Raw genomic sequence first — 2482 nt, 5'->3', positions numbered from 1 at the left:
GGTTTGAATTTGATTTTCGAAGAGTATTATTTTTTCCTACAAGTATTTATTCTCTCCTATCTATTTTATTATATTTTCACAAAAAAAGCGATTGTTTCCATTCACAATCGCTTCTTTCATTATTGAATCCATTCGCCATTATAATTGACAGAATAGCCATCTACAGTGGTATTCACTGCTAAAGCACCTGAGCTATAAGCATAGTACCATTTACTACCGACCTGGAACCAACCAGTGACCATAGCTCCTGATGAACGGAGATAGTACCACTTGTTACCAAGGTTTTGCCAACCCGTTTTCATATCGCCATTCTCAGCATCTAAATAGTACCAAGTTGAGCCTTCCTGATACCAGCCAGTTGCCATGGCTCCTGATGAACGGAGGTAGTACCACTTGTTGCCAAGGTATTTCCAACCTGTTTGCATTGTAGCAGTTGTTGGATCTAGATAGTACCAAGTTGAGTTATCATTTGTCCAACCACGCACTAGCTCCCCAACCGTTAAACTGTCGATACGAGCATCGAAGCCACCACTCTTTTGTAAATAATACCAGTATCCCTCATCATAAATCCAACCAGTTTTTAAAGTATGATAACTACGTTGATCTTCAAAATAATAGACTCGTTTCTCTGCTGGGCTATCATATTGTTCCCCATGATGTTTGTTGGTATTGGTAGCAGTTTTTGCTTCCAAAACTTGCTTACCAACAAATTCTTGTAGGACCCCATCTTGACCAAAGTAATACCATTGTGGCATTGGCATAGATTCTAATCTTAAACCATTTGGGTAAGGACCAATTGTACTACCTTTAGATGGAAACGGGATATATTGCCAGCCGACAACCATTTCTCCTGATACATGATCAAAATAATAGTACTTGCCATCAATCACTCGCCAAGTCGTTTCTTTGATGTCACCCTTCTTGTAGTAGGTTCTACCATTTTCTTGGACAAATTGCCAGCCTTCCGAATAAGCATCATCCGCCAATACTGCACTTGTCGCTAGCAAACCGAAGAAAAAGACTGCTAATGCGATTTGCAGCAATTTTTTTATTATTTTCATTAGACTTATCCTCCTGCAAGGATTCTAGCAAAAATTAAATTGTATGTCAATATGACGGCCTTAAAATAATGTGATAATGAACTATTATTTGATTCACTAGTAAAATCTCCTAGCAGGCTTCCCTGCTAGGAGATTTTCTTATGAGAGATACTTGTCTAAGCTTTGAAAATCGGATTTATCATCTGATAATTATCAAACAATCTACCAATTAAGCTTCTTCGTCTTCTTTACGACGACGACCTGCAAGACCAAGACCAAGTAATGCACTTGCGGCAGCTGCTACCATAGCTACAGTAGAATCTGCTGTACCTGTATTTGGCAATTCTTTAGCTGCTTTACGCGCATTTGCTTGTGCTGATGCTGTTTGACCAGCATTAGCTGCTGCTTGAGCAGTAGCTGGAGCTACAGCTGGTTTTTGAGCAGCTTGGTCGTTAGCTGGAGTTGCATGATCAGTTGATGAAGCAACTTTCGCCATGAAGTCTTCGATACGTTTAACCATTGCATCCACTTCTGCTTGACTTGCGTCTGCATTAGCAAATACTTTCTTAGCATCTGCTGATAATGCATTCGCTTCTTTTGCAGTTTCTGCATCAAGCTTAGCTGATTCTTTAATGATCAATTCATCTAATTGATGGATAGCACCTTCTAACTTAGCTTTATCCACTTTTGCGTCAGTGTTAGTAGCTCCGTTATTACCTCCACCATTTGATGGTACATATGGACGTTGTTTAAAGATATCTTTAGCTACGATTGTGTAAACTTTACCATCTTTAGTAATTACAGTTGCGTTTCCTGCTTTGTCGAAGATAACTTCTACTACATCAGCATTTGCTCCTTTAATCTTAGCTTTTGCAGCTTCTTTTTCTGCATCTGTTAAGTTATTGAAGTCTGCTACTGTTTCTTTTTCGAAGTCAACGTTGATGTTTTCACCATTGTTCTTAGCTGCAACATCTTTAACATCTTTAACTAATTGAGTTGCTGGAATTGTTGCTGTCTTACCTTCTGGTGTTGTTACTGTCGCATTTCCGTTTTCGTCTACTACTACAGTTGCACCTGGGTTTACTGCTTTAATTGATTCTTTAACTTTTTCAATTTCATCAGCTGTTAATTTAGCTTTATCTCCAACTAACACTCTAGTTGCTGGTGTGTTTACTGCATTTCCTGCATTTGCTTTACCTGCATCTGCTGCCGACTTAGTTACGTCTGCTGCTGGAATTACGGCTGTATTTCCTTCTGGTGTTGTTACTGTTGCGTTTCCTTTATCGTCTACTACAACTTTAGATCCTGGGTTTACTGCCTCAATTGCTTCCTTAACTTTTGCTTTTTCTTCATCTGTTAATTTGGCTGGATCTTTAACTTCTACCTTAGCTGCTGGTGTGTTTACTGCATTTCCTGCATTTGCTTTACCTGCATCTGCTACT

At 39.1% G+C, this 2482-nt stretch carries 2 protein-coding genes; both read right to left on the bottom strand.

Annotated features, from left to right (window positions below):
* Positions 1-119: 119 nt before the first annotated feature.
* Entirely contained in the window at positions 120-1061 is a 942-nt protein-coding gene (locus SMSK597_RS04715; RefSeq protein ID WP_000691496.1) for a PspC-like choline-binding domain-containing protein, read from the bottom strand.
* Positions 1062-1269: 208 nt separating this feature from the next.
* Positions 1270-2482 (bottom strand): MiiA motif-containing surface protein (locus SMSK597_RS13745; RefSeq protein WP_000320161.1); only part of this gene is annotated, 1213 nt, incomplete at its 5' end.

It is taken from the genome of Streptococcus mitis SK597 (genome assembly GCF_000148545.1).
GTDB lineage: Bacteria > Bacillota > Bacilli > Lactobacillales > Streptococcaceae > Streptococcus > Streptococcus mitis_C.
The sequence above is the reverse complement of the archived record's forward strand: the minus strand, read 5'-3'. Positions and strand labels throughout refer to the sequence as shown.